21 protein-coding genes are annotated in these 22,025 nt (G+C 71.2%); 19 read left to right on the top strand and 2 right to left on the bottom strand.

Annotation, left to right across the window (positions count from 1 at the left end; all coding sequences use genetic code 11):
• Positions 1–335 precede the first annotated feature (335 nt).
• From ABD371_RS15815 to ABD371_RS15730, 18 genes are all read left to right on the top strand, one after another.
• Entirely contained in the window at positions 336–1,076 is a 741-nt protein-coding gene (locus tag ABD371_RS15815) for a DUF2786 domain-containing protein (RefSeq protein WP_344477215.1), read from the top strand.
• A 56-nt stretch (positions 1,077–1,132) separates the two neighbouring features.
• Positions 1,133–1,621, top strand: a complete 489-nt coding sequence (locus tag ABD371_RS15810; RefSeq protein ID WP_344477213.1) for a DUF6197 family protein — start codon at positions 1,133–1,135, stop codon at positions 1,619–1,621.
• A gap of 99 nt (positions 1,622–1,720) precedes the next feature.
• Entirely contained in the window at positions 1,721–3,640 is a 1,920-nt protein-coding gene (locus ABD371_RS15805; RefSeq protein ID WP_344477211.1) for a ParB N-terminal domain-containing protein, read from the top strand.
• 67 nt (positions 3,641–3,707) lie between these two features.
• Positions 3,708–4,130, top strand: coding sequence for a hypothetical protein (locus ABD371_RS15800; RefSeq protein ID WP_344477209.1), 423 nt, complete (start codon positions 3,708–3,710; stop codon positions 4,128–4,130).
• Positions 4,131–4,270: 140 nt separating this feature from the next.
• Positions 4,271–5,488, top strand: a complete 1,218-nt coding sequence (locus tag ABD371_RS15795; protein ID WP_344477207.1) for a hypothetical protein — start codon at positions 4,271–4,273, stop codon at positions 5,486–5,488.
• A 372-nt stretch (positions 5,489–5,860) separates the two neighbouring features.
• Positions 5,861–6,964, top strand: coding sequence for a hypothetical protein (locus ABD371_RS15790; protein ID WP_344477206.1), 1,104 nt, complete (start codon positions 5,861–5,863; stop codon positions 6,962–6,964).
• 459 nt (positions 6,965–7,423) lie between these two features.
• A complete protein-coding gene (locus tag ABD371_RS15785) occupies positions 7,424–8,056 on the top strand; it encodes a hypothetical protein (protein ID WP_344477204.1) in 633 nt (210 codons plus the stop codon).
• A gap of 67 nt (positions 8,057–8,123) precedes the next feature.
• Positions 8,124–8,483 (top strand): hypothetical protein, encoded by a 360-nt coding sequence (locus ABD371_RS15780; RefSeq protein WP_344477202.1) that lies wholly within the window; start codon positions 8,124–8,126, stop codon positions 8,481–8,483.
• 125 nt (positions 8,484–8,608) lie between these two features.
• Positions 8,609–9,475: a hypothetical protein gene (locus tag ABD371_RS15775; protein WP_344477200.1), complete on the top strand. Its 867-nt coding sequence runs from the start codon at positions 8,609–8,611 to the stop codon at positions 9,473–9,475.
• Between the two features lie 120 nt (positions 9,476–9,595).
• Positions 9,596–10,009 (top strand): DUF6409 family protein, encoded by a 414-nt coding sequence (locus ABD371_RS15770; RefSeq protein ID WP_344477198.1) that lies wholly within the window; start codon positions 9,596–9,598, stop codon positions 10,007–10,009.
• Between the two features lie 327 nt (positions 10,010–10,336).
• Positions 10,337–11,350 carry a DUF3560 domain-containing protein gene (locus tag ABD371_RS15765; RefSeq protein ID WP_344477195.1) on the top strand — a complete coding sequence of 338 codons (1,014 nt, stop codon included), beginning with the start codon at positions 10,337–10,339 and terminating at the stop codon, positions 11,348–11,350.
• 71 nt (positions 11,351–11,421) lie between these two features.
• A complete protein-coding gene (locus ABD371_RS15760; protein WP_344477191.1) occupies positions 11,422–12,066 on the top strand; it encodes a hypothetical protein in 645 nt (214 codons plus the stop codon).
• A 56-nt stretch (positions 12,067–12,122) separates the two neighbouring features.
• The gene (locus ABD371_RS15755) at positions 12,123–12,551 is read left to right on the top strand and encodes a DUF6197 family protein (protein WP_344477189.1); all 429 of its coding nucleotides are present in this window, start codon (positions 12,123–12,125) and stop codon (positions 12,549–12,551) included.
• Positions 12,552–12,591: 40 nt separating this feature from the next.
• Complete coding sequence (locus tag ABD371_RS15750; RefSeq protein WP_344477188.1) at positions 12,592–12,993, top strand: DUF6181 family protein; 402 nt, start codon at positions 12,592–12,594, stop codon at positions 12,991–12,993.
• Complete coding sequence (locus ABD371_RS15745; RefSeq protein ID WP_344477187.1) at positions 12,990–13,595, top strand: DUF6349 family protein; 606 nt, start codon at positions 12,990–12,992, stop codon at positions 13,593–13,595. Before ABD371_RS15750 ends, ABD371_RS15745 begins: the two co-directional genes overlap by 4 nt.
• A 202-nt stretch (positions 13,596–13,797) precedes the next feature.
• Positions 13,798–14,076 carry a DUF6211 family protein gene (locus ABD371_RS15740; RefSeq protein WP_344477185.1) on the top strand — a complete coding sequence of 93 codons (279 nt, stop codon included), beginning with the start codon at positions 13,798–13,800 and terminating at the stop codon, positions 14,074–14,076.
• 38 nt (positions 14,077–14,114) lie between these two features.
• Complete coding sequence (locus ABD371_RS15735) at positions 14,115–14,771, top strand: hypothetical protein (RefSeq protein ID WP_344477183.1); 657 nt, start codon at positions 14,115–14,117, stop codon at positions 14,769–14,771.
• A 3-nt stretch (positions 14,772–14,774) separates the two neighbouring features.
• Positions 14,775–14,951 (top strand): hypothetical protein, encoded by a 177-nt coding sequence (locus tag ABD371_RS15730; protein ID WP_344477182.1) that lies wholly within the window; start codon positions 14,775–14,777, stop codon positions 14,949–14,951.
• A 75-nt stretch (positions 14,952–15,026) separates the two neighbouring features.
• Here ABD371_RS15730 and ABD371_RS15725 read toward each other — a convergent pair whose 3' ends face one another.
• Entirely contained in the window at positions 15,027–16,235 is a 1,209-nt protein-coding gene (locus ABD371_RS15725) for a Shedu anti-phage system protein SduA domain-containing protein (protein WP_344477180.1), read from the bottom strand.
• 309 nt (positions 16,236–16,544) lie between these two features.
• Between ABD371_RS15725 and mobF the strand changes: the two genes are divergently transcribed.
• Positions 16,545–20,897, top strand: a complete 4,353-nt coding sequence (gene mobF, locus ABD371_RS15720; RefSeq protein WP_344477179.1) for a MobF family relaxase — start codon at positions 16,545–16,547, stop codon at positions 20,895–20,897.
• Here the strand turns inward: mobF and ABD371_RS15715 are convergent.
• Entirely contained in the window at positions 20,894–22,009 is a 1,116-nt protein-coding gene (locus ABD371_RS15715) for a hypothetical protein (RefSeq protein WP_344477176.1), read from the bottom strand. The genes mobF and ABD371_RS15715 overlap by 4 nt on opposite strands.
• Between the last annotated feature and the right edge of the window lie 16 nt (positions 22,010–22,025).

Below are 22,025 nucleotides of genomic sequence, written 5' to 3'. Positions count from 1 at the left end.
CGGCCGGACACCCGGGGGGCGTGCCAGGAACCCGGGTGGGGTGTCCAGGCCGGGCCGCTTCGCGGTCGCTGCGCGAGCCTGGACACCCCACCCGGAACCCTGAAACGGCGGAGCTGTCCGACCGAGGAGGGAACCCCGCCCGGGGTGTGTTGTGGCCGGGCCCGGCCGGGCGGGTGCGGGTTGGCGGGGTGGGAAAAGTGCAGGTCAGGGGGTTGTCTGGCTTGACCCGACCTCTAGAACATGGTTTAATTAGTCATGTCGGAAGGGGAGGGCAACGCCCCAGCCGGCCGGAGGGCCGACCGGCCCCCGACACCACCTCTCACCAGGAGAACCAGATGACCGGCACCAAGGCACCCCGCAAGCTCGAAACGATCCGGGCCCTTCTCGCCAAGGCTGAGGACCCCCGCACCCCCGAGGCGGAGGCCGAGCTGTCCCGGAAGCGGGCGTTCGAGATGATGGCGAAGTACGGCGTCGAGCAGGCGATGCTCAGTGACGGGGACCCGTCGAGCGACGCCCCCGCCGACCGCAAGATCGTCATCGGCAACCCGTGGGCGATGGAGCGGGTGCGGCTGATCAACCGCATAGCCCTCGCCATGGGCTGCCAGCTCATCCACCTTGGACGCGACGGGGACGGCCCCGCCCGCCGGGTGCACGTCTTCGGCTATGCCAGCGACCTTGAGCGCGTCGATGTGCTGTACACCTCCCTCCTGCTCCAGATGGACAGCGGACTCAGTGCCCAGACCGTGCCCGTGCGCGACGGCGTGCGCGCCTGGCGGCGGTCCTGGCTTCTGGGCTTCATCAGTCGTGTCGGTGACCGGATCGAGGAGGCCGAGCGCCGGGCGCGCGACGAGGCCAGCGCCGAGGTCACGGCCATGGGCCGCAGCGCCGCCCTGGTGCTGGCGGACCGCAAGTCCGTCGTTGAGCGCAACTACCGCCAGGCGTACCCGCGAGCCCGCAGCGGCGGCCGGACGACCATGGCGGGCAGCGGGTTCGGGGCGGGTTGGGCCGCCGGAAGCCGCGCGGACATCGGCGGCACGCGGATCGGCCGCGCCGGGGTGGGCGCGATCGCGGCGTAGCCGCAGCGGCCGGGGCGGCAGCTCGTCGCCCCGGCCGCGCGCCAGAACAGGACTTCTTGACCGTCGACGCCCAGGAGAACGCCGTGCCCTGGAAGCCCCGCGCCACCCCCGCCCGCATCCTCACCGCCGCCGCCGACCACATCGAACGCGTCGGCCTGTACCAGGGTGACCACCTCTGGCAGCCCGGCCGGATGGGCAACACCGCCCCGTGCAACCTCCTGCACGCATGGGGGCGCGGCGTCCGCGCCGCCCGGCCCCGCTGGTCCGAGCGCGGCGAAGCGTGGGACGTCTTCCAGCGAGCCCTGTTCGACTCCCTCGTGGTGCTCAGCAACGAGGCCAACGGCCGCCCCGTGTCGCCCGCCCGATGGCGGACGCTGGGGCTTGACGAAGACGCCTACCGTCGCACCATGCTGTGGTGCTGGACCGACACCCCCGGGCGGACCACCGCCGAGGCCGCCGCCCTGATCCGCACCGCCGCATCCCTCTGCCGGAGTGACGCCGATCACGTCACCCCGGGTTGCCCTACTCTTCAGAACATGGTTTAATTAATGATGTCGGAAGGGGGAGGGCAACGCCCCCGACCGACACCCCCCGCCGGGGCCGACCGGCCCCGGTGGAACCTCTCACCAGAAAGCACCACGACGATGACCACCAAGACCCAGGCCGGCGTCCAGACCGCACCCGCCCCGTGGCCGACCATCGCCACCGCCGAACTCCTCGCGCACTCCGGCAACGTCCGCTCCATCGAGGCCCCGGCCGAGCTGCTGGCCGACGTGACGGCCAACGGCATCCAGGAGCCGCTGTACATCGTGAGCACCCATGGCGGGGTGCCCCAGGTCATCGACGGGTTCCAGCGTCTGGCCGCCGCCGTTGACGCCGGGTTGGAGTCCCTGCCGTTCACGCCCCGTCCGGTGATCCGGATCGACGCGCTCACCCCGCACCCGGAGAACGCCCGCGAGGATCTCGACATCAACGCGCGGTTCGTGGAGAGCTTCCGCATCGAGGGCTGCCGCATCCCCGTCAAGATCCAGCGGCTTGAGGGCGGGATCATCCAGGTCAACGACGGGCACCGCCGTTTCTGGGGAGCGCAGGACGCGGGTCTCACCCACCTGCCGTACGAGTGGGACGACGAGGACCGCGACGCCGCCGGGCAGTTCCTCGACATGATCACCACTTCCCAGCAGCGCAAGGGCCTGACGACGCGCGAGATCAACCAGGCCATGTTCAGCGCCGCCGAGGCGGGCGCGCAGGTCGGCCGGATCGCCAAGGCGGCGGGGGTGCGGCAGAAGGACGTGCGCACGCTCGTCAAGGTCCGCAACGACGAGAAGCTCAGCGCCGCCGTCAGCGCCGCGAGCGGCTACGTGTGGACGTTCGAGCACATGGCCGCCCTCTCGGAGTTCGCCGACAGCCCGGAGGCGCTCGCCGCGATCACCGAGGCCGCAGCCGCCAGGGGGGCGGACGAGTCGAAGGTTCAGTGGGCGATCGAGGTCGAGCGGGTCAAGCGGGACAAGGCGGCGAAGGCGGCGGCCCACCGCGCGGAGTTGGAGGCCGCCGGGCAGAAGATCCGCGACGTCGAGGAGCTGTCCGAGCGCGCCGTTCGGGTGTGGCGGCTGAGCGGTGTCACCGAGGAGGAGCACGCCGGGTGCCGGGGGCAGGTATGGGTGTTCGACGACCGGCGGGGCGACCGGTACGAGCCCTACTGCTCGGCCCCCGGACTGTACGGTCACGTCACGCCGGAGAGCGCCAAGGGCAGCGGGACCGGCGGCACCAGGACCGCCGCCGAGGTCGAGGCCGAGCGTGTCGCCCGCGCCGCCGTCAAGGCCGGAAACATCGACTGGGACGCCGCCGAGGTGATCCGCCGGAAGTGGCTCGCAGACCTGATCAAGTCCCGCACCCTCCCGAAGGCCAGCACCAACGCCCTGATCCGCCACGTCAACGAAGCACTTCTCAGCGGCACGTGGGGGATCTGTGACGACCTGAACAAGGAACCCACCACCGAGATCCTCGCCAACTTCCTGGGCTTGAACACCCAGCAGGCCAAGGACCGCAGCGCCTACGCCGAGCACGCCGCAAAGGACCCCCGCAGGGCCCCTCAGCTCCAGTTCGCGGCCATCGCCGCTGTCCGCGAGAAGTGCGCGAACCGGTCGGCGTGGCGGACCGACAGCCAGCACGCCCCGTGGACGCGGAAGCCCACGGCCGCATGGTTCCGCGTGCTGGAGTCCCTCGGGTACCAGCTGACGCCCATTGAGCGCTCCGTGGCGGACGAGACGCCGTACGACCCCGCGAAGAAGGAGCCCCGCACATCCCTTCTCAGCAGCGAGCCGGAGGCCGAGCCGGACGCGGAGCAGGGCGACCAGGAGTCGGACGCCGAGCCTGCCGAGGGCGAGGGCGAGGGCGACGCCCACGACGCCCGACCGCAGCAGGCCGACGAAGCCCCGGAAGGTGAGGCCGAGCCGGAGGCCGGGCAGGTCGAGGGCGAGCAGCCCGACGCCGAACCGGAGGACGAGGAGCCGGAGCCCCAGGCCGCCCCGGACGCCGAGCAGCCGACGACCGAAACCGCCTGATCCTCCCCACCGAACCAACGCCGGGGGCGGGAACCCGCCCGCCCCCGGTCACCCCAGGAGCCCCGCCGTGACCCGTGCAGCCCTCACCGAGACCACCGCCGACGACTACTGCTGCGGCTACGCCGCCGCCCCGGCCGAGCCCAACCCGGGCGTTGCCGCCGACCTCATGCAGGCCCGTGCCATCGCGGGAGGGCTCGCAGAGTTCGGCATCGGGTCCGCCCGCTGGTCAGCCGCCTACGACCCGGAGGCCGCCGCCGTCGTCCTGCGCGTGGACACGCCGCGCGGACTGTACGCCCTCGCCATCCCCGAGCCCGGCCAGCCGTTCCCCGTCCGCCACCACGGCGAGCGCATTGGGGCCCTGGACTGCCGACGCACCTACGGCACCGCCGACAGCTACATTGCAGCCCTGTTCGCCGCGTTCCTGCGCGACCGCGCCGCACTCGATTTCCCGGGGCGGGACGTTTGCCCCGCTCGTCAAAACATGGTTTAATTAATGGTATCGGAGGGGGGAGGGCAACGCCCCCTCCGGCCCACGGGCCGCCAGCCGGCCCCGACCCGACCCCGGCCGCACGCGGAGGGCAACCCGCCCGGCCGGGGGCTCGATTCCTCTCACCAGCAGGAGCACTCACGATGACCAGCGCAGCCATGCGGTTTTCCGTCCCCGCGACCGCCGAGCCCCGCGTCCGTCAGCTTGTCGAGGCCACCAACGCCCGCGCCGCCGTCCACCGCCTCAGCCCGTACGCGCTGGACATCTCCGTCCCGTTCCTGTCCGACTACCGCGACGTGGACGGCCGCGTGATCGGCAAGCGGCCCACCGTCACCGTGACGATCAGCGGCGACCTCCCCCGTCACCAGGGCTGGACCGTCATTGCCCGACTGGACCACGACGAGGAGGGCGAGACGATCACGAGCCTTTTCCCGGGTCTGCCGGAGCAGCACGCCGAGGCCGCGCGCCAGCACCGGGCCGTCGAGAACCTCTGCCAGGGGTGCGCCGTCGCCCGGCACCGCACCGCCACCTATCTCGCCCGCCACGAGAACGGCGAGACCAAGCAGTTGGGCACCACGTGCGTCGAGCCGTACACCGGTCTGCCGATCAAGGGCCTTGAGGCGCTGTGGCGTCTTGGGACGCTCAAGGACTCCGATTGGGACGGCGACGAGGGCGGCGTTCCGGTCGACCTGCGCGTGCCGGTGACCGAGGTGCTGCGGGTGGCCGCCGCCGTGGTGGCCATGGACGGCCGCTTCTACAGCCGCTCCGAGGAGTGGAAGAACCGAGTGCCGACCGCCGGTTCGGTGGACGGCTACTTCTTCGACCGCAAGGCGTCGGAGGAGTGGCGGGCCGCAATCGACGCCGAGCCCGGCGCGGCCAGCACCGCCGCCGCCGTCCGCGCGTGGGCCCTCAAGGGGTACGGCAGCCTCTCCGAGTACCGCCACAAGGTGGGCCAGCTGGCCAAGGGCGAGACAGTTGCCCCCCGCCACCTGCCGACGCTGGTGTCCGCGATAGCCGGGTGGCACCGCGACCAAGAGAAGGAAGCCATCGAGCGGGCCGCCCAGAACTCCCGACCGCAGGGCACCAAGGGGGAGCGGATCACCGTCCCCGCCACCGTCACCACCGTGATCGAGTTGGAGGAGCGGCACTACGGCTACCACGCCCAGCGGCGCAGGCTCGTCAAGTTCCAGGACGCCGAAGGCAACGTCTACGTGTGGTTCAGCAGCGCCGCCACCGTCCCGGGCAAGGGCGACGAGGTCGAGCTGACCGGCACCGTCAAGGAGCACAGCGTCTACGGCGAGACCGCGCAGACCGTGCTCACCCGGTGCCGCGTCACCGAGCGCGAGCCGGTCGCCGCTTAGGAGGCCCGGCCGGGCGGAGGCCACCGCCCGGCCGCCCCCGGCCGCCGGGCCGTGGGGCCGGGCGGCATCGAGCCGCCCGCCCCCACGCTCGCCCACCGTCCGCCGGGGCGACCCCCGACCGGCGGCCGGCCCGCCCCGTGGCCCCGGCCGAAAGGACGTCCCTGCGGGACGGCTCAACCCGGCCCCGGCTCGCAGCCGGCCAAGACGTCCGGGCCGCAGGCGGCCCTCCCGCCCCGCCCGGACGCCGGGCCAACGGACGTGCCCTGCGGGCACGACTGCACTCTCCGTCGCGCTCCGCGCGACCACGGCGGCACCCCGACGACGGGGCGCCGTCCCGCCCCCGACCGCACCACCGAGACCCGAGGACCACCCATGCCCGCGTGCGCCGTCCGCCCGGCCGCCCCGTTCGGAGACCCGTCACCGCAGACCTGCCTTCAAGTCGCCGGGGAAGCAGCCCTCTTCGCCATCATCGCCGCAGACGACGCCATGGCCGCCGTCTGCCGCAGCCGCTCTGGCAGCACCGCGCACCTGGAGGCCGCGATGCACGAGGCCCACCGGGAAGCCACCGAGGCTGCCCGGCACGCCGACCGCGCCGAGCAGTACGCCGACGACCCCGAGATGCCCGCCAGCGCGCTCGCCTACTGCGCCCGTAAAGCCGTCGACCACGCCGTGCGCGCCCAGGCCGCCGCCGGAGCCGAGACCACCGCCGTCGGCCTGCGCACCGAACTGGACCGGGTCCTCACCCCCGCGGAACAGGCCGAACGCGAGAGCACCCGCCGCCGGGAGGAGGCAGAGCACGAGGCCGAGCAGCGGGCCGCCACCGGCATGGACCACGACAACCGGCAACACGCCGCCTCGAACCGGTACCTCGCCGAAAGGCATGTCGCCGAACTCGGCTGGACCACCGGCCACCTGCGAGTCATGGAGGCCGCCGCGACCGGCCGCCTCTACTGGCACGACCGCCGAGCCCGGCTCGCCCCACAGCACGGCCAGTGGACCGGCGGACGCCGGATCAGCCAGGAACGCACCCGGGCCCTGTATGCCGCCCGCTTCCTGATCACCACCGCCCGCACCGCCGACGGAGCCCGCGTGCTCGCCCCCAGCCCTATGGGCCGGGTGGCCCTCGAACTGGCCCGGCTTCACCAGACCGCACTCCACGACACCGACCAGGCCGCCTATGAAGCCCGCTTCGCCCGGGTCCGCCGCCGCCACAAGCGCCGCGACGACCAGAAGGCCGCCGCCCGCCGCCTACCCGAACTCGATGCCAGCGCAAGCAAGTTGTACCGGCACCCGGTCACCCTCGCCGAACAGCAGGCCCTTGCCGACCGCGAGGCGACCGAACGATGGGAGGGCGAAGACGGGTACTGCCCCGCAGTCCGGACTCCCCGGCCGACGGCCACCCCCACCCCGGCCCGACCCGTGCCCCCGGCCGCTCGCACCGGCCAGCAGCAGGCCGTCCAACCCGCCCTCTGGTGACCACCATCCGTTCCGGTTACAGACTTTGTGCCTCCGGCGGGTCCTCTCTCGGAGGGGGTGGGGGCGGGTTGGTTGGGTGCGGGTTGGTGGTGGTTGGGGTGGTGGGGGGGCGGGGTTCCCTCCTCGGCCGGACACCCGGGGGGCGTGCCAGGAACCCGGGTGGGGTGTCCAGGCCGGGCCGCTTCGCGGTCGCTGCGCGAGCCTGGACACCCCACCCGGAACCCTGAAACGGCGGAGCTGTCCGACCGAGGGGGGAACCCCGCCCGGGGTGTGTTGTGGCCGGGCCCGGCCGGGCGGGTGCGGGTTGGCGGGGTGGGAAAAGTGCAGGTCAGGGGGTTGTCTGGCTTGACCCGACCCCTAGAACATGGTTTAATTAGTCATGTCGGAAGGGGAGGGCAACGCCCCAGCCGGCCGGAGGGCCGACCGGCCCCCGACACCACCTCTCACCAGGAGAACCACATGAACCAGCGACCCACCGTCGCCGACCTCGTCCACCCGATCGCCGTCGCGCTCGGCGGGAACTGGCGGCCGACACCGGTGTTCCACGGTGTCCGGGAACTGGACCACGCGGCCATCCTCACCCACCGCAGTAACCGACAGCTCCACCTCTCCGAGCGCTTCGACGACCCCGGCCACCTCCACATCCGTGGCCTGTACCCCGCCACCGACTACGAGTTCCGCCGGGGCGAACTCGACAGCGTCCGCGTCGCCACGGGCGAGGCGGCCGAGGCCATCGCCGCCCTGATCTCCGGCGAGTTCATCGACGCGCACCGCGACGTGCACCGGCGTGTGAAGGAGCACAACAGTCAGCAGGCGAGGACGCGGCAGCACGTCGAGGAGCGCGCCCGTGACATCGCCGCCCGGCTCCCCGGGACCCGTACCCGGATCGACGGAGTCAGCGCCTATCTCTGCATCGATCTTGAGCCCGGAACTGTCCGGATCGGAATCGAAGGCGACGCCGTGAACATCGTGCTCAACGACGCACCCCAGATCATCGCCGACGCCGTCGTGTTCGCGGTGAGCCGATTCCTGCCTCACATCCAGACGCCCAAGGGCGAGTGCGGCCACCTCGCCGACGAATTCACCCCCTGACCCTCCCTCAGAAAGCCGGGCGGCGCGCTCCCGGGCGCGCCGCCCACCCCCTAGCCGAAAGGCCGCCATGAGCGCCGACCTGTTCGTCATCCGCCCGAAATGGACCGTCCAGGCCCCGAACCTCCGGTGCACCCTGAAAAGGGCCCTTGCCGCCCAGCCCGAACAAAACGTGTGGTCCGGAACGGAGCACATCAACAACGCCAGGGCAATGGCCTACGGCAGGGACCTCCCCGATTCCGGTCCGTGGTACCTCGGTCGCTCCCAGCTCTGCACGCTGAAAATCGCCATCGAGTGGCGCAGGGCCAAGCGTGCGGCCAGCCAGCAGAAAACCGCCCCGGACATCCTCGAACACTGGACGGAAATTGAGGACGAGGTCATAGCGGCGTACCGGGATTCCTGCCACGCGGAAGGGCTTCATTGGATCTGAGGACTTGCCGAACCCTCTAGAACATGGTTTAATTAAATATGTCGGAAGGGGAGGGCAACGCCCCGAACCGACACCGGGGCCAGCCGGCCCCGGACGCCCGAAATCTCACCAGAAGGAGCCCGGCCATGCCCGGCAAGCCGAAGATGACCCCGGACGAGCGACGCGCCTACAGCGCCCGAATGCGCGGCGAACTCGAAGCCGTCATGGACCGCGCGTACGGCGCGATGGTCACCGACGAAGGATTCTGGGCCGCCGTCCTGCGCACGGCCGCGACCCTGGCCGACCGCAGCCCCGTGAACTCCATCGCCATCGCCGCCCAGTGCCCCCACGCCACCCGCGTACTCAGCTCCGGGGACTGGCGCAAGGCCGGGCGCTTCCCCGCCAAGGGCTCCACCTCCATCCGCATCTGGACCCCGATCCGGCGGCGGACCGACGACGCCCAGGGGGCCGCCGAGGCTGGGCGCGGAGAAACCGTCAGCGACACCGCCGCCGAGGGGGAGGGGCGCGCTGTGTCCGGATACAAGGCCGGTCCCGTGTTCGATATCAGCCAGACCGACGGCGACGCCTACGAGCAACCCGCCGCCGCCCCGCTCACCGCCGAGGCCGTCCGGAGCACCCTGCTCGCCCAGTACCGCGACTGGTACCGCGAGGACCCCGAGCAGGCCGGAGGATTCGACTTCACCCGCGAGACCCCCGATGCCGCCGCCCGCATCCTGCTGTACGGCCACGCCTGGCGGCGCATCACCGAGGAGGTCGCCCCGCTCCCCGGTCAGCATCTGGCCGAGGTTGCCTCGGCTGCCCATGTCGCCGCTCTGATCCTCGGAATCGCCCCCGGACCGGCCGTCATGCCCCCGCTCGCGGGCATCATCACGCAGGACAGGAAGCCCCCCGTTCACGCGTCCGCCGTCCGGGCCATCGAGGCCGGTCGCGCCATCGCCCAGGCCGTCACCGCCGCCGCCGAGCGTCGCGGCGAACTCGCCGCCGCCGGTTGACCCAAGACTGAGAACGTGGTTTAATTAATGATGTCGGAGGGGGAGGGCAACGCCCCCGACCGACACTCCCCGCCGGGGCCGACCGGCCCCGGCGGGACCTCTCACCAGACAGGACGCGACATGCTCACCACCGACCAGGCCCCCACCGCCCAGGACTTCCCGGCCGCCACGCTCGTGACCGCCGGACCCTGGTTCCGGGGCCACCAGCTCGACATCCGCCCGGCCATCGTCGTCGGCCCCTTCGGCGGAACCCAGTTCGCCGACACGGCCGAAATGGTCGTCGTCTGGTACTTCACCATCGGTGCCCCGAAGCCCGGGGACAGCCTCCAGGCGATGTTCCCCCACGAGCTGACGCCGCTTGACGACACCCTGACCACCATGGACCAGCGCGCGTTCTGCGACATCGCCGCCAGCCTGCCGCTGGGCCGGTTCGCCTTCAACGACGACGGAACCGCCCTCATCGCCGCCGTGAACCACGCCGTCCGCGAGCGGATCGAGCAGACCGAAGCCACCCCGGCCAGCCGCCACAGCTGACGAAGGCCCCGCCGGTCCGGGGGAGGGCAACGCCTCCGGACCGGCGGGCCTCCACGCCCGAGCGGACACCCCTTCGGGGCGGCAGCAGCAGGTCCGGTGCGTTCACCACCGCCGGCCGACTCCGCCTAGCGGCTCCGCCGACCGACGGCGGGCACCGGACCGCGAAGGACGCGCCCCGCGGGGGCGCGGCGGCCTCTGCCGTCGCGCAGGGCGCGACGGCGGCGGACCGCTCGTCCCTCACGGCCCGCCCCTGGTGGTGCTCACCGCTTTCAGCACCCCGTCCGCCCTCCGGGCGGCCACAGACTCTCACCAGAAAAGACCAGTTCAATGACCATCGAGATCACCCACACCCGACGGGAAGGAACCCTGGTCGACGGCACCAGCCGGGGCGACGGATCTGCCGAGATCCTCAAGCTCCGCGAGTACGGCCGCACCCTGCGCCAGCCCTTCCGCTGGAGCCGTACCCTCGGCTGCTGGTACCTCCCGCACAGCCGCGACCACGCCGCCTACACCCCCTCGCTCGAACTCCTCGCCCAGCGGCTGCGGGACGCCGGCCTCGACACCACCTTGACCGTCGACAACGCCGACCGCCGCACCTTCGCCGAGGCCGAGCAGGACCGGGAAGAGCGCGCCGAGGCCCGCGCCGACCGCTTCGCCGGGTACGCCGACAACGCCGCCCGACACTCCGAGGCCGCGTGGAAGGCGAGTCACGAGATATCCGAGCGGTTCGCTTTCGGCCAGCCCATCATCCGCGGACACCACTCTGAGCCCCGCGCCCTCCGCGACCGCGCACGCATGGACACCTCGATGCGCAAGAGCATCAGTGAAGGCGACCGCGCCCAGCACTGGGCCGACCGGGAGAAGGCCGCCGCCAACTACGAGCAGCTCCGCACTAACCCCGGCCGCACCCTCCGCCGCCTCGACACGCTGCGGGCCGACCTACGGGCCGTCGAGAAGTGGCAGCGTGGCGAGTCCGCCAAGGGGCACTCCCGCAACCCCGACGACCCGGAACTGACCATCCGGCACGAGGAGCTGACCGAGGAGATCGCCCACTGGGAGCAGGTCATCAAGGACGCCGAGGCCAAGGGCTTCAAGGTGTGGACGCGCGCCGACTTCAAACGCGGTGACTTCGTGCTCCACCGAGGCACCTGGTACGAGGTCCTGCGCGTCAACCCCAAGTCCGTGACCATCCCGCACATCTCCAACGGCACCGGTAAGTCGATCGTCCGTACCGCCGACGACGGATACGACGGCTGGACCTCCACCGCTCCCTACGACGACGTGTCCGGTCGCAGGAGCGCCGACGAGATGCAGCCCGCCGCGCAGGCCCAGGCCGCGTAAGACCGCCGTTCCCGCCCCGGCGGCCGAGCGCCCCGGGGCGGGCCCCTCTCCCACCAGACAAGGGCACGACCATGACCACCCAGCTTCTCGAACGACCCGTCGTCCTCACCGCCCCCGGCGCCGAGCCCGACGACCAGCACCCCGCCGCCCTCAAGACCGTCATGCCCTACCGCATCGGCACCCCCGACATGGCGTCCCGCTACCCCGTGATCATCGGGCAGGACCTGGTGATCGGCCGCGCCCACCGGTGGCACCGGGACTGGTGGGTCGAGACCAGCGTGGGGGAGAGCAACATCGGCCGCCCCGAGGACGGCGTCCCCGGCGTGGAGAAGGCCGCAGCCCACCTCGCCCAGGAGTACGCCGCCGGACTGATCACCGCCGTCCCCCTGGAGCAGATCCGCGCCGAAGAACCCCGGCCGCTGACCGGCCCCGTGCCGCTGCTGCACCTGCGGATGCCCGCCAACGACCGCAACGTCAAGAGCGCTCTCACCGCGTTCGCCGGACTCGCGAACCTCCGGTGGCGGGCCGTCCTCACCGGATTCCCCGGCAGTGACAACCACTGGGTTCTCGCCTGCGAGCTGTGCCCGTGGGTCGGCCCCAAGTTCTGGTCGCACCTGCGCGGCCGAAACGGCGGCCTGCCCAGCCTCCACCGCCACGAAGGCGGATGCGTCGGCCCAGACCGCGTCCGCGAACTGATCCCCGCCTACCAGAAGTAGGCAGACCCCGGGGGCGGCACGACGCCGCCCCCGGGCAACACCGAACGGACACCACCATGCCGATTCGCTACAGCCCCGAGAGCATCGTCATCGCCGACACCCCGGCCGCCATCCTGGAGTGGGCCGCCCACCACATCGAGCACGTCGGCATCCACCAGGGCCCGCACCTGTACGCCGGCCCTGGCCGCATCGCACTCCTGCCGTGCTGGCCCCGCGGTGCGCTCGAAGTCGCCGCCGGCCACGCGCGGGGAGCTGTCGGCCGCACCTACGACTGGGCCCGCATCAACCACGCCCGCGACGAGGCGTTCGCCCTGCTCGCCGAAACCCTCACCGGCCACCCCGCGGACGCCGCCGACCCCGCCGACGCCAAGGCTGTCCACCGGGCCGTCATCGACCGGTGGAGCGCCGAGCCCGGCCGCACCGCCGCCGACGCCGCCACCGCCTTCCGCGCCGCCGCCACCCGCGCCGACCACACCCTGTTCTGACGCCGCCTCCCCGCCGCCCACACCCCCGAGAGCCAGCACGATGGACCAGACGACCACTCACCGCAGCACCACCCGCGAACCCAGCCGCCGAGGAGCCGCCACCCCCAGCAAGGACGGCGTCCACCGGATCGGCGTCCCCCTCCAGCCCCGACTCAGCGCGGCCGAGCTGATCCGCGTACTCCTCGAGGCTCAGTCGGAGACCGACGTCCCGAACCTCAACCCCGTACAGGTCCGCACGGTCATCGCCGACGTCCTCACCCAGCACGGCTACGAGGTGCTCTACCGGTCGCCGTACGACCCCGGCCGCGACCGCGACCAGGACGCCCGCCGCGCGATCCGCCGCGCCTACGGCCCGCGCTTCCAAGACTCCCCGGCCGAGCAAGCCGTCCTCGCCGACCCTCTGCGCGAAGTGCTCGCCGCGTCCCCGGGCGAGCTGCCGTGACCGCGACCACTGTCGAGCCGAGCGGCGCCCGGCCACGGCAGACGAACTATTGGCGGGTGCGCAACGGGCGGACGCGCGAGCCCATCGAGAGCGCCCCGCGGACGTGGCACATCCGCCCCGGCCACCCCGGGGGCGAGTACAGCGACCTCGGCCACGAACTCGACCCGCCCGAGCACCACACCCCGACCCTGCTCACCCGCAGCCGGCGGACCGGCCGCCGGGAAGAGGAGGAGTTCCGGGGCGGATGCCTGGCCTGCGACTGGGAGGGCGCCGTCCACCGTGGCGACGGATACGGCGACGGAGACAACGAGGCCGTGGAGGACGCCCACGACCACGCCTTCCCCGGTTGGCGCGAGCTGCCGCCGCTCACCACCGTCGAGGACCGGTGGGCACTCCCGCGCGACCGGGGGCGGTGGACACAGCTGATCTCCCGCTACCCGCCGGGGTGGCCGGACCGGGGCGCCCCGCTGGTGGCGTGGAGCCGCCACCGCCGCGAAGCCCACGCACCCCCGCACCGCGGACGCCCCCGCTACGAACTTCACGTCGCCCGGCCCCCGGCCGGACCGCGCCCCCGCACCGTTGATCAGGAAACTCTGTTCTGATGACCGCCACACCCCGGGCCAGAGCCCCGCCGCCCCGAACCAAAGATGGTTCAATTAACTCGCCGACGGCGGAGCGGGCAACCTCCGCCCCGGCGGGTGCCGAACCGGCACCCGCACCACCAGAACGACAAAGGACGGCCAGCGCGAGTTTGGCAACGTGGCGCTGGCCGTCCGGCGTTCTCTCACCAGAAAGAACATCACCATGATATGCGACCGGCACGCCGACTGTCCTTGGCCCGGCGATACCGTGCAGCTCAAGGCGGGTAACAGCATCGGCGCCGACGACATCGCAAGGTTCGTCATCGTCGAGGACTTCCCCCGCACCGGCCGGCACATCGTGCTCAACCTCCCCGCCGGCCACGCCGCCCATGACGACTGGGCCGCCGCGGTTCCCCTGGAGGAGATAGCCACCCTCACGCGGCTCGAATCCACCGGCAGCCGTACCTGGACGCCCGTCCCCGACCCGGACGAGCCCCAGTGACACCGGCGAACAACCACGACCCCGAACAGGAGGCGACCGTGTCCAGCGAGACCGGCCGCAAGCTCTACTCACGCGCGGGCCTGCGCAAGGCCCATGGCATCAGCGAATCCACCCTCCAGAACCTTTGGACGGACCGCGAGAACAACGGGCACCCTCCCGCGGAGATCATCGACGGCGTCATGCACTGGGACGGCGAGGTCTGGGCGACGTGGCACTACGAGCTCCAGCGCCGCCGTGCCGCCGCAGCCACCACGAACGCCCCGAAGCTCGACGGCGACCCGGAAGAGATGGTGGGCCCGGCCGAAGCCGCGAAGATCTGCGGCTTCGCCGACTCCGCCACCATCTCCCACTACGTCAAAAATCCGCCCGAGAGCTGGCCCGCCCCGGACGACTGGGACGAGCTGCCGACCCGTCGACGCCCGAAGTGGAAGCGCTGGCGGCTGTGGCAGTACCTCGCCGACCGCAAGGGCCGCGGCCACGCCGGCGGACGCCCCACCGGCCCCCGCGCCCGGGTCGCCTACCCCTACCAGGGGGACGAACGGCTCACCCTTGCCCGGCAGGCCATCGCCGCCAACCCCAAGGCCACGAACGCCGAGCTGATCCCCCAGCTCCTGGAGCTGACGGAGAAGACCTACTCCCGGCCGACCTGGAACAACATCCTCAAGTCCGCCCGCGAGCACCCCGAGGGGGACTGACCGGTGCCCAACACTCGCTGCCCGCGCTGCGGCGGCCCGCTTGGCGACCGGCCCGCCCGCTCCCGGCTGACCATCGGCCGGGACGTCGCGATCTGCACCACCTGCGGCACCGACGAAGCCGTGCGCGAGGCCGCCGGACTGTCGCCAGTGCCCTTCGGGGAATGGCCACTGACGGCCTGATCCCCCCCACCGCGAAGCGTGGTCAGCCCACAGGGCTGACCACGCTTCGCCGCGTTCCGGGCGTCGTCCCAGGATTCAGTCAGACCAGGCGTCTAGGTCGAGTTCGTCGGTCTCAAGATCCAGAAGCCCTAGGAGCGCGATCCCCTCACCCTCGACTGCACGGAGAAGCCAGTCGTAGGTTCGGATCTCAATGCGGGACTCGCGGGAGTGCCGGTCGCGGATTCCCTCCGCGCGGTCGGTCGGGTCCTCCCTCCCCATGATGATCAAACCGCGTGACTGAGCCGTAATCCCGGGCAGTTCAGTCCGCGCGGACAGGAGGTTGTTCGTCAGCCACTCGCGCCAGTCGTGGATCTGGTTGATGGCTGTGCGGAGCGTAGGCGACTCCCTCTGATTCCCGGCGTTCGTCAACCGGGCCGTAGGACTCTCCAGCTCCACCAGATGCCAGCTGACCCCGGCCGAGGTCTCGCTGGCCATGAGGAAGTCCGGCACGTAGGAGTTGCCGAGCCGAACCTGGCGACGAACCCATGTCCCGTGGTTGCCCTTGACTGTCCCTGCAAGAAGAGAGGGGTGCCTTTCCAGCAGTACCTGCATGTCCCTCTCCGACGTGGCCGTGTCGAGAGCCTCCCGAAGTGCTTCCCGGTCGGCCGGCGAGGGGCGGCGCTTGACCTTGAAGGGTTCCAGGGCAGCCTGCTGAGCACGGGTGAGCCGCTCGGGGAACGGGTTGGCCTGGGCCACTTCCTCGCGCGCCTTCAAGGTCAACTTGTCGTAGTCGGGTTCGTTCGGCCGGACGATCCGCAGCACTCTATGAATTCGCGCTCCCCCGTTCCGCCCCCCGACGAAGTTCAGCCTCCCGTCCGAGCGGATCGAGTTGATGACACCGTGGCGGTTCTCTTCGCCATGACGCAGGGGAGGGGCCACCACCACGTCCCCTACACAGGGTTCCAGTCGCTCCAGGTGCTGAATTGAGCGTCGGGCCCAGGCCGCCGCCAGCCAGGCATCCAGAACGTCTCGATTGGGCACATCCGCCCGTGGCGGTGCCGGTATGCCGATCTCCGCGCAGATCCGTTCGAGGTATTCGTACGCGGAGTCGTCAAATCGCCGGGGGCCTGGAAGAAGTAGCGCCGCTGCTGATCGGAGACGGAGGAAGGCAGCGGCAACGTGCACCGACGTCTCCGGCACGAAGGAGAAGCCGAGGCACGCGGCCAGAGATACCTGCTCCGATGTCGGCCCGTCCAGCCCGAGCCGTAGCTGGGCCACTACCCGCTTCCAGTCAGATTCCGCCACCTCGCATGCCTCCTGTCGTCCTGAAGCGTCAGCATGCCACCCAGCCCCCTCAGCAACAGTCGGTCCCGTCAGATTCGATCAGCCGCCAGGTAACAGCCTCACCCTGAAAACATCGAGGTCCAACCAGTCCGACAGCTACGAGGCAACCAGCGCAGTGTCCTCATCAGCTCTTCCTGCTGATCGAAGATGAATTTTGAGGACCAAGGTATCGTCACTTCGTGACGATACGATGAGCAAAGACGGCCGGATCTGATCGAGGGGGTGGGTCGGTTGGGTTGGGTGACGATGATCGGCCCGTCCGATGGGCAGGTGGAGTACCGCCTGACCGGCGGCCACGGGTGCGGCTCCGTCACGACCGTCGATGCCGCCGTTCTCGTCGCCGCCGTCGAGGCCCGCGCCGAAGAAGCCGGGACCACCGTCGCCGCCCTGCTCGGTTCCGCCGAGGCGAAGAAGGCGTTCTTCCGCACCCGGACCGCGCTCCGGAACTCCCAGGCAGCCCGGTTCACCGGGTTCGACGCCGTCGAGGTCGCTGCCGCAGCCGGGCTGGACGCCCGCGAGCTGTACGGCGATGTCGTCCTTCCCGCTCCCGCCGCCGATGGGCAGGTGGACTACCACCTCGACGCCAGTGAGCGCCCGCTCGTATGGATCGGGCGCGGTCTCGCGGAGTTCGACATCGCGCCTGGGAGCGTGCTCACCCCCGAGCAGTTCCAGAACGCCCGCCGCCTCATGCGCGGTGAGGACCCCCGTACCGGCCGGACCCTCGTGGAACCCAAGCTCGCCATCGCGCCTGCCGCGAAACTGGCCGCCGCGCCCCTGGTCCGGGCGATCCGCCGAACCGCCGCCGAGCGTGGGGTGGACCCGGTCGAGCTGTTGGACTCGAAGCGCAAGAAGGACGCGTTCGGGCGGATGGAACGCCAGCTCAACAGGTTCGGCGAAGCACACAGGGTCCCGGCATCGACGCTGCTCAAGCTGGCCGAGGCCGTGGGTATCGACGCAGTCGGGCTCTACGGAGAGGAGCCCTTGGAGAAGGCCCTCACCACCGAGGCCGGCGGACGACTCGACGCCCGCGCCCTTCTGCTGGCCGTCGAGACGGCGGCCCATGAATCGGGACAGCGGCCCGAGGAGCTGTTCACCTCCGAGTCCATGAGGCGGCGCTACACCCAGATCGCCGCCGAAGGAGACCGTCGTCTCCGCGATCTCCCGATGGCCGTCCGCGATGCCGTCGCCTTGGCCAAGGCGACGAGACTCGTTCCCGATCAGGTCTGGGACCCGGAGGAGATCAAGGCTGCCATGCGGGAGGGCCGGGTCGAGGTCGGCAACCGGGGCGCGGACGTCACCCTGGACCTCCCCAAGTCGTACTCGGTGTTCGGCGCGTACGCCCCCCAGGAACTGGCGGACGAGGTCGAAGACATCTTCACTACCGCCGGCCGCGAGTCGATCGACGCGCTGGAGCGCTGGACCTCGTACGCGATGCGCGGCCGACACGGCGACGGCCAAGAGGCCGAGACGATCGAGACGAGTGGGTTCTCGGGGTGGATGATGATCCATCGAGCCGCCCGGCCCGTGGGAGGCGCCCCGCACGGGGACCCTCACTTCCATCTCCACTTCACCCTGGCCAACATGGTCAAGGGCGCTGACGAGCAGTGGTCCACCATGGCCGCGGGCGGCCGGGACCTCCACCGTCACGCCCGCGCCACCCAGTCCCTCATGAACGCCCGCATCCGCCGGGAACTCGGTGACCGGTACGGCATCCGCTTCCAGCGCGACGAGCGCACCGGGGCGTGGGAGATCGCCGCCATCCCGCCGCGCACCATCAGGCTGTTCAGCAAGCGGGACAACCAGGTCCGGGAACTGCTCACGAAACTGGGGCTCGACTACGACAGTGCCACCCAGCGGGAGCGTACCGCCGCTTCCGCCGCGTCCAAGGCCGCCAAGAACGGCGAGGCCGCAGGCGTCGGTGACGATGTCCTTCGGACGTACTGGCAGACCGAAGGCCGGGCAGCCGGGGACGACCCCGACGCCATCACCAACGGTGCCCTCCACGACACAGCCCCGGACCACAACCCGGGGCTGGACGAGCTGTGCCGTGTGGTCTTCCACCCGAAGACCGGTCTGACCAGCAACTCCAAAACCTTCACCCACGCCGCCGCCATCGCCGCCGTACTGGACGCCCTCCCGTACGGCGTCGGCACGGCCGCCGAGGCCGAGCAGCTCACCACGGCCGTACTCCAGCACGCCGGATACGCGGTCCAGCTCGTGCCCAAGGGCGCCCAGCACTACAGCCACGCCGACCGCTACACCACCGCCGACATTGTCGCGGCGGAGACACTCATCGTCTCCGAGACCACCCGCCGCCTCGGCGAGCGGACTGCGGTCGTCGGCCCGGACACCGTGGCGATGACGCTCTCCACCGTCGAGGCCCAGCAGGGTTTCGCGTTCTCCGGCGAGCAGCGCGCCGTACTGGAGCGCCTGCTCACCGCAGGGCATGGCGTGGACGCCGTGATCGGCGTCGCCGGCGCGGGCAAGACCACGATCATGGACGCAGCCCGACAGGCATGGGAGGCACAGGGACTCGTCATCGCGGGCACGAGCACGGCGGCCGTCGCCGCCGCCAACCTGAAGGCCGAGGCGGGCATCACCTCCCGCACCCTGGCCTCCTGGCTCACCGGCATCCGCAGCGGCGGCCCCGGGCTGGCCGGAGTGGATGTCCTGGTCATGGATGAAGCCGCCATGTGCGACGACCGCGACGTGGCCGAACTCCTCGCACACGCCGCGAAGACCGGAACCAAGATCGTGGGAATCGGGGACCCGAAGCAGCTCCACTCACCCGGAGTCGGCGGCCACTTCGCCGCCGTCCACCACCTGGTCGCCGGACTCGAACTCACCGAGAACCACCGCCAGCGCGACGCCGTCGAACGCCGCGCGCTCCGGTTCTGGCGAGAGGACCTGCGCACCGAAGCCCTCCGCACCTTTGCCAGCACCGGCCGCGTCCACGCGCTGCCCACCAAGGACGAGACCCTGGCCGCGATGCTCACCGTGTGGGCCGACAAACGCGCCAACCACACCGACGACCACACCGCCGTGCAGCAGTTGCTCATGCTCGCCGCCACGAACGGCGTCGTGGACGAACTCAACGTCGGCGCCCGAGCCCTCCGGAAGGCGAGCGGCCACCTCACCGGCCCGGAGCACACCTACGCCCTCCCCGGCGGAGGCGAACTGACGATCTCCGTCGGCGACCAGGTCCTCCTGCGCGCCAACGACTACCGGGCCAAGAGGACCGGCGGTCGGCAGCAAGACGTTCTCAACGGTCACCGCGGACTCGTCCGCGCCGTGGACGAGCAGCACCGCGTACTGGTCGAGTGGCGGGAGAAGACGCCTGACGGGCACACCGACCACGCCGAGTGGATCGAGCCCGACTACATCGCCCAGGGCGGGCTGAGCCTCGGGTACGCGATCACCGGCCACAAGAGCCAGGGCCTCAGCGTCCAGGAAGCCCTGGTCTACGGGCCCGGCGCCGGACCGAACGCCCTCTACACGATGATGAGCCGGGACAAGAAGGAGAGCCACCTCTTCCTCCCGCTCGCCGTCTACGAGACCGATGCCGACCGCGCAGCCGCGGGCGACCCGGCGACCGATCAGGAACGGCTGGACCGCGCCGTCGCCGGACTCATCCGCGAGATCGAGAACGGCACCGAGGAGCGCATGATCCTCACAGAACTCCCGGCCGACAAGGTGCCCGCCCACATCCGCGAAGTCGTGGAAGACCTCCCCGTTCCCCGGGCGCCCGGCACTGCCCACGACCACGAGGAGCCCACGGTCACCTCACGAACTTCGGACCCCGATGACGACCGGAGCGCCCGCCCCATGCAGTCGACCGGCCGACCGTACGCCCACCTCGGTGACGACGCCCTCCGGGAAGCCCTCCGCCGGGCGGTCACCGCGAGCCGCGCCACCCGCCGGGCAGCGGAGGAAGCGGAAGTCCGGGCGGTCAGCGCTGAACAGCAGGCCGCGGCCGGAGCCGGCCCCGAGACACTCGCACTCGCTGACCGTCAGCAGCGGCTGACCGAACGGGCCACCGCGATCCACGACGTCCGGTCCGTCACCGAGGCGATCACCCAGCGGGCCGACGCCGACCGCCGAGACGCCGAGGCGCTCGGTCGGATCGAGCACCAGCTCACCACGACCCGCTTCGGCCGCCCCGTCCTGCGCGGGAACGATCGGACCCACGCGGAGATCGAACGCGAGGGGCTTCGCCGACAGCGCGCCACCGCCGCGCGAGAGCTGGACGAGCTTCGGGAGAAGCTCCGCCGGGCCCTTACGGTCGCGGGGCCAGCCGAGGCTCACGCAGGCGTGCTCGCCGAAGCCGATGCCATACGTCACGGAGGGAACGGACCCCGCCGGGACGCTCAGCAGCGAGACCTCCGGGCAGCGGCCGACCTCCGGACCGCAGCGGTCAAGGCCGAGGCCATTGCGCAGTCCGCTGCCCACCGTGATCGGGGACTCCGCGACGAACTGAAGACCAGGACACCGGCTGACAGCCGGCCTTCAGCGACCGATCCTCGTCTGCGAGCGGTGCCCGAGCCCTCGCAGTATTCGGTCAACGCCCCAGGAGAGATCTACCATCAGCCTTCGGCAAGGCCACCTGCCGGACCCGCGTTCTAGAGCGGAGGGAGAGCGGGGCGGTCAGGGACAGTCCTTCGGATCGTGTGATCGCTTGTGCTCACCGCCGTCCTCAGCAGTTCGCGCAGTTCGTCGGGGAGCTTTCCATCCCCAAGGGCGCAAGCGGTCAAGACTTTTCGGCACTCCCTTTGCTGTTCTTCGGTGACGTGGGCTCTGAAGCGGGGATGCCGCAGATTCTCAAGGGCGGCGTATCCGTCGTTCTGTTTGGTCGCCCGCTGGTGCAGTTCGTTTGCGACGTGACGCGCGGTAGAGGTGTCGGCTTCGATGATGTCCAGGATTGTCAGCCCGAGGCGGATGTTGAAGACGGCTGTGCCGGGGTCGGACTCCAGTGCCTCGTACATGCTCACCAGGTTTTCCACATCACGATCAGCGGTTTGCTGGGCGGCGCGGTGGCACAGTGCAGTGAGACACGCCGTCACCACTTGCTCCCACGGTTCGTCAGGTGTGGTGCCGTGTAGGAGGACGGCTGCATGGTCCGAGGCACCCCCGGTGAGCGCGGCGAGGACAGCGACCTGCCGTCCGTCGAGCATGCGCTTGCCCACGCCACGATGTTCCTGGATATGGGCGAGCGCGTCGTTCCACCGACCTTGGATGGTCAAGGCCCGTGTTCCGTCAGCGAGGAGAACTGTCCACAGCCAGGCCCGGACTTCCCGGCGTCCCTCGGCTGTCGCGGTCAGGTGGGCGGGGACGGTGATGCTGTCGAGCTGCGCGGCCGTGCTCGTGCCGACCGCTGCGTACAGCGTGAGGAGGTGCTGTCGAGCAGTGTCGCCCCGCCCCGCGCGGATGTGGAGGCGGGCGAGGTTGACAACTGGTTCGAGTGCTCGGATGGCGCTCTGTCCGGGGAGCGGGCCGGCCTGGAAGTAGGCGTCGGCGTGCCGGTAGCACAGGTCACGGGCGAGGGTGGGTAGGCCGAGGTCGGAGGCGAGGAGGGCCGACTGGTTGTAGACGGCTGAGGCCCGTGTCGGATCGTTTCCTTCTGCCGCTGACCGGGCGAGGTCGAGCAGCGCGTGGACGCGTTCGGTGAGTGGCGGGCAGGCGGGCCGGGGCCGGGCGACGAGTGGGAAGCGCTGGGCGATGGGGTCGTTCGGGTCCATGGTTCCCCTCTGGACG

The organism is Streptomyces amakusaensis (assembly GCF_039532665.1).
GTDB classification, from domain to species: domain Bacteria; phylum Actinomycetota; class Actinomycetes; order Streptomycetales; family Streptomycetaceae; genus Streptomyces; species Streptomyces amakusaensis.
This window is presented reverse-complemented; position numbering and strand designations above follow the sequence as displayed.

Coding starts and splice junctions, on each gene's coding strand:
- ABD371_RS15815 (WP_344477215.1), top strand. CDS start 336: ATGACCGGCACCAAGGCACCCCGCAAGCTCGAAACGATCCGGGCCCTT.
- ABD371_RS15805 (WP_344477211.1), top strand. CDS start 1,721: ATGACCACCAAGACCCAGGCCGGCGTCCAGACCGCACCCGCCCCGTGG.
- ABD371_RS15795 (WP_344477207.1), top strand. CDS start 4,271: ATGACCAGCGCAGCCATGCGGTTTTCCGTCCCCGCGACCGCCGAGCCC.
- ABD371_RS15790 (WP_344477206.1), top strand. CDS start 5,861: ATGCCCGCGTGCGCCGTCCGCCCGGCCGCCCCGTTCGGAGACCCGTCA.
- ABD371_RS15785 (WP_344477204.1), top strand. CDS start 7,424: ATGAACCAGCGACCCACCGTCGCCGACCTCGTCCACCCGATCGCCGTC.
- ABD371_RS15780 (WP_344477202.1), top strand. CDS start 8,124: ATGAGCGCCGACCTGTTCGTCATCCGCCCGAAATGGACCGTCCAGGCC.
- ABD371_RS15775 (WP_344477200.1), top strand. CDS start 8,609: ATGCCCGGCAAGCCGAAGATGACCCCGGACGAGCGACGCGCCTACAGC.
- ABD371_RS15770 (WP_344477198.1), top strand. CDS start 9,596: ATGCTCACCACCGACCAGGCCCCCACCGCCCAGGACTTCCCGGCCGCC.
- ABD371_RS15765 (WP_344477195.1), top strand. CDS start 10,337: ATGACCATCGAGATCACCCACACCCGACGGGAAGGAACCCTGGTCGAC.
- ABD371_RS15760 (WP_344477191.1), top strand. CDS start 11,422: ATGACCACCCAGCTTCTCGAACGACCCGTCGTCCTCACCGCCCCCGGC.
- ABD371_RS15755 (WP_344477189.1), top strand. CDS start 12,123: ATGCCGATTCGCTACAGCCCCGAGAGCATCGTCATCGCCGACACCCCG.
- ABD371_RS15750 (WP_344477188.1), top strand. CDS start 12,592: ATGGACCAGACGACCACTCACCGCAGCACCACCCGCGAACCCAGCCGC.
- ABD371_RS15740 (WP_344477185.1), top strand. CDS start 13,798: ATGATATGCGACCGGCACGCCGACTGTCCTTGGCCCGGCGATACCGTG.
- ABD371_RS15715 (WP_344477176.1), bottom strand. CDS start 22,009: ATGGACCCGAACGACCCCATCGCCCAGCGCTTCCCACTCGTCGCCCGG.